The 5,124-nt window shown below is 49.8% G+C and carries 4 protein-coding genes; all 4 read left to right on the forward strand.

Features of this window, described 5'->3' with window-relative positions; genetic code table 11:
- A partial coding sequence (locus FWJ59_RS07735) for an ATP-binding protein (RefSeq protein ID WP_414481375.1) occupies positions 1–611 on the forward strand: 611 nt, incomplete at its 5' end.
- Positions 608–1,831: a metallophosphoesterase family protein gene (locus FWJ59_RS07740; RefSeq protein ID WP_414481376.1), complete on the forward strand. Its 1,224-nt coding sequence runs from the start codon at positions 608–610 to the stop codon at positions 1,829–1,831. The genes FWJ59_RS07735 and FWJ59_RS07740, both read left to right, overlap by 4 nt.
- The gene (locus tag FWJ59_RS07745; protein WP_414481377.1) at positions 1,828–4,392 is read left to right on the forward strand and encodes an AAA family ATPase; all 2,565 of its coding nucleotides are present in this window, start codon (positions 1,828–1,830) and stop codon (positions 4,390–4,392) included. Before FWJ59_RS07740 ends, FWJ59_RS07745 begins: the two co-directional genes overlap by 4 nt.
- A 277-nt stretch (positions 4,393–4,669) precedes the next feature.
- On the forward strand, positions 4,670–5,124 hold a 455-nt coding region (locus FWJ59_RS07750; RefSeq protein ID WP_414481378.1), incomplete at its 3' end, for an RNA polymerase sigma factor.

Below are 5,124 nucleotides of genomic sequence, written 5' to 3' on the forward strand. Positions count from 1 at the left end.
ATATGCTGGTGGCCAATATACTCACCCGCCGCATTCACGAGCTGTATGTCAAGCGCAGCGAGAAGGCTCTGGGAGGAATGCAGAGCAACAATACGCCCCTGGTCATAGTCATCGAAGAGGCTCACAAGTTTTTGAGCCCCGAGATGTCACGCCAGACCATATTTGGCATGATTGCCAGGGAGATGAGGAAGTACAACGTGACGCTCCTTGTAGTGGACCAGCGCCCCTCCGGCATTGACCCGGAGGTGATGTCGCAGCTGGGCACCAAGATTGTGGCCTTACTCACCGAGGAGAAGGATATAGAGTCTGTGCTGTGCGGAGTAAACAATGCTAGGATGTTGCGCAACGTCCTGGCCAGCTTGGACACGAAACAGCAGGCCATCATCATGGGGCATGCCGTTCCAATGCCGGTGGTCATAAGGACTAGAACTTACGACGAGACCTTTTATAAGGAGATTACCAAGGACGAGGACGATGCGTTTAGGCGAAGGTCACTGCCTAGGCTTAATCAAGTACCGAGTACCGGTACTTTTGCCAACGGCGCTGGCGCTGATGAGCCGCCGCCGGGCAAGGAATTTGAAGACCTCATGAAGGAGCTGTATGGGTTATGATGGAGCCTATTCGCCTTATTCATACCGGGGACCTACACATAGGGATGCAGAATTACGGCAGGCTGGATAGCACCACCGGCATCCATTCCCGCATCAACGACTTTTTGAATACCCTGGATAAGCTGGTGGATTACGCCATAGGCAACGAGGTGGACGCCGTACTCATATGCGGCGACGTATTTAAGAACAGGGAGCCCGATGTCACCCAGCAGCGGGAATTTGCCAAGAGAGTGAAACGCCTTTCGGACAACGATATAAAAGTTTACATAATAGTGGGCAATCACGACTTGCACAACGCTGCCGGCAAAGCCACATCAGTTGAGATATACGATGTGGTTGGCCTGCCGGGCGTGTACGTGCGCCGCAGGCCCAGCCTGGACGTTTTAGATACGCGGCGCGGCGCCTTTCAGGTGGTGGCGCTGCCTTATGCCTCTCCCAGCAACCTTGCCGTGGAAGGGGCTACCATAGAGGAGATCTCCATGGCTATCCGCGCTAAGCTCGGGCATCTGCTGGACATGCTGATACAGAAGCTTGACCCTGCATTGCCCACCGTCCTCATGGCACACTTTTCCCTCATAGGCGCCACGTCGGGATCGGAGAGAGCCATCATGTTGGGGAGGGAGGTGACGCTCCCCGTGAGCTTCTTTGCCAGGCCCCAAATCGATTATGTAGCTATGGGGCACATACACAAGCACCAGGTATTGTACGATAGGCCGCCGGTGGTCTATTGCGGCAGCTTGGATAGGGTGGATTTTAATGAAGAGAAAGAGGATAAAGGTTTTGTCGAGGTATTGCTCAAAAAGGGGGAAACCTCTTTTGAGTTCATAAAGCTGGATACTCGGCCCTTTAAGACTTTTTATGTGGACGCAATTGATGGTGATCCCTTCAAGAAGGTGGTAGAGGCCATTGAGGGGCAGCCTCTCAGCGATGCGATTGTCAGAGTGAAGGTGAAGTTGCCTGCCCACGCCTTGTCCCACCTTAAGGAAAGGGAGCTTTACAGGATATTGCGGGAGAAGGCCTTCTACGTGGCCGGCATCGAAAAGGATATAATCTCGGACCTTTCACACTTGAGGCACCCGGGCATCACCGAGAGGATGGATGTGGCACAGGCAGTATCCGAATACATTTCGAAAAAGGAGGAGTACAGCAGTATAAAGGAGGCGCTGCTTAAGGCCAACGAGCAGCTCATCCAGGAGCTCAAGGAGGAGGGAGCCATATGAGGCCTCTTAGTTTGTATCTGCGAAATTTTAAGTCTTACGGTGAAAAGGCACCGGTGCTGGATTTCAACCTGTTTGATGTGGCCCTGCTCAGTGGCGACAACGGTAACGGCAAATCGTCCCTGGCCGATGCCATAGCCTGGTGCCTTTGGGGCAAGTGCAAGGGCATGGATGGCAGGGGCGGCGTGGACGACCTGGTGAGGACGGGTGCCGACGACATGGAGGTGGCTTTTTCCTTTGAAGAGGATGGCCAGGTTTACAAGGTGGTGCGCAAGCGCGACAAACGAAGGGGTCAGTCATCCCTGGACTTCATGATGATGAAAGATGGCGTTTTTGTGCCCATAAGCGGAAACCGCATAGACGAGACCCAACACAAGATTCAAGAGGTCATAAAGCTGGATTATGAGACCTACCTGTGTACCGGGTATTTAAGCCAGGGTAAAGCTGACCTATTCGCCACCAAAAAGCCCAACGAGCGAAAGGAGATACTGGCTGAGATACTCAATTTGTCAGTTTACGACAAGCTGGAGAGGAAGGCCCTGGATAAGCGCAACGAGGTGCAAAATAGCTTGGAGATGCTGGAAAGGGAGATAGAGCTGCTGCAGCAGCAGATTGCAGAAAAAGAGGCGGTTCAAAGCGATATGCTCCAAGTTCAAAATGCCATTGAAGAGCTGCAAGCAAAGGAGAAAAGCCTGAGGGAGCAGCTGGAGGTATTGAGCAGGCAGAAGGAAGAAAAGAATGCCATAAAAAAGAGGATTGAATATCATCAGCAGCAGCTTGTATTGGAGCAAAAGCAGCTTACTGCCCTGGAAAAGGATAGGGTAGATTTGCAAGGGCGAATTGAGGAATACAAAAAGGTGTTACAAAACCAGCATGAAATAGAGAGCAGTTATGCCGAGTTTAAGGCCTTGGAGGAGCAGGAAAGGGCCTTGAGTTACAAATATCAGTTGACCGCCGAGCTTAAGGCCCGTAAGGAACATCTGCTGGGCGAGCTACGCATTAGGGAGCAGGAATTGCGTCACCACATGGATGTGCTGGAGAGGGAGAAAGCGCAGCTTGAGAGTAAGGTGGCACAGGAAGAGGCTTTGCAGAGGGAATATCAGACCTGCCAGAAGGGCATAGAGGAGCTGAATGCCCTGGAGAGGGAGCTAGAGGCGCTGGAGAAGAGGATAGCAGAGATTAGTCAGGAGACAGCTGACCTGACTGGTAGGGAAGGGACTTTACAGAGACAGCTGGAAGAGCTGAGGGAAAGGTATACCGCGCTTAAAGGCGTGAAGTCCAGCTGTCCGGTTTGTGGGAAGCCTTTGGATGTGCAGCACAGGGATGAACTGTTGAAGGAGATAGCCGATCACGGGAAGGCTGCCCAGCAGTCACTACAGGCGCTAAAGAAGGAGATGGAGGGTCTTGAAAATGAAAGGAAGCGGGTACAGCTACGGATTGATAGCATAAAGGCAAGGCTTAAAAGCCGCAGCAAGCTGGAATCACGTTTGGCTTTGATAGATGGCCAGATGGGTGAAATAAGGGAGGCACGGCAAAGGATTGAAGTGCTGAAGGCGCAACTTGTTCCTCTTAAAGAGCAGCTGGAAACAATGGGCTATGCTAGGGAGACCATACAGGAGATAGAGGAGATTGAGCGCCAGATACAGCAGGTGGGCTATGACCCGCAGGAGCATAGCCGCGTGCGCGATAAATTGAGTAAGCTGTCCAAGGTTCCCAGCCAATGGGAAGCCGTGCAAAAAGCTCGGGTGCAAATGGATTCCGATCTTGAGAGCCTGCAGCGGCTAATTGGGCTCATCGATGATAGAAAAAAGCATATTCAGGATATGTCGCTTTCGCTGGAGACGCTGCACAGTTCCATAAAAGACTTGCCAGACATACTTGATAGAGTATCAAAACTGGAGCGAGAGCTTGAAGACATTCAGAGGGAGCTTCGCTCTATGGAAGCCAAGAGAGGAGCTTTAAAGGAGCGCATGGATAAGATTTTGGTAGCTGAGCAGCAGCTCGACAAGAAGAGGGAGGAGCAGCGCCGGCTGCATGAGCAGTTGGAAGTGTATAAGGCGCTGGCTTTGATATATGGCAAACGGGGCATTCAGGCCGCCATCATTGAAAATGCCATACCCGAACTTCAGGATGAGACCAACCGTATTTTAGCTAAAATTACTGATGGGCGTCTGGCTGTGGAGTTTTTGACGCAGCGTGATACCAAGTCGGGTAACGTGGTCGAGACGCTGGATATCAAGATATCCGACGGCATGGATACCAGAAAATACGAGACATATTCCGGCGGTGAGGAATTTCGCATTAACTTTGCCATACGCATTGCCCTTGCCAAGATACTGGCCAACAGGGCCGGAGCCAATATGCGGATGCTAATACTCGATGAAGGTTTTGGCGTGCTGGATGAGCAGGGGCGGGAACGCCTGGTAGAGGTTATAAATGCCATAAGGGATGAGTTTGACAAGATACTGGTGATCACCCACGTGAGTGAGCTTAAAGACGCATTCCCGGTTCAGATAGAGGTTATAAAGACGCCAGAGGGCTCAACTTTCAGGTTGGTGGGCTAAAATTTATACGATGCCGATATATTTTTTTGCAAGCTGATGCATTGATAAGGGATTGACGAAAATACACATAAAAGCCGACTAAAATTATACAAATTATACAAATTCTCTAAGAATTTCACGTGTGTGTTAAACGTATATGTACATTGTGGTATAATTAATATATATGTACATTGTAGTATAATTAATACCTAAATGGGAAGCACCTGTTGGAGAAGGAGGCAGATGACAGCAGTTGATGGATAGCTGAGGTGCGTAATCTAAAGGGGGAGGGTATTAAATGAGCGATGAGGCCTTGCTTGTGGAGAAGGCCCAAAATGGCGATGTGTTGGCGTTCGAAGAGCTGGTCTCCTTTTACGCAAAAAAGATATATAACTACTGTTATAGAATGACAAACAACCGTGAGGACGCAGAAGATCTGGCCCAAGAGGTGTTTATAAAGGTATATCGAAATCTAAAATCGTTTAAAAGGGATAGCAAATTTTCAACCTGGATATACCGCATTGCATATAATACATGCGTTGATAGATATCGAAAAAGTAAGAAGCTTGATACTGTTTCGCTAAATTACGGCAAGGATGAAGGAGCCGTTGAGATACAGCTTGTATCCGATGATCCCCTACCGGAAGAAGAGGTGATAAAGAAGGAACGATACAGGAAACTACAGGCCTGTATCGCTAGTTTAAAGCCCGAATATAAAACGGCGCTTATACTGAGAGATATACAGAATTACAG

Source organism: Caldicoprobacter sp. (genome assembly GCF_047459465.1).
Taxonomy (GTDB): Bacteria; Bacillota; Clostridia; order Caldicoprobacterales; family Caldicoprobacteraceae; genus Caldicoprobacter.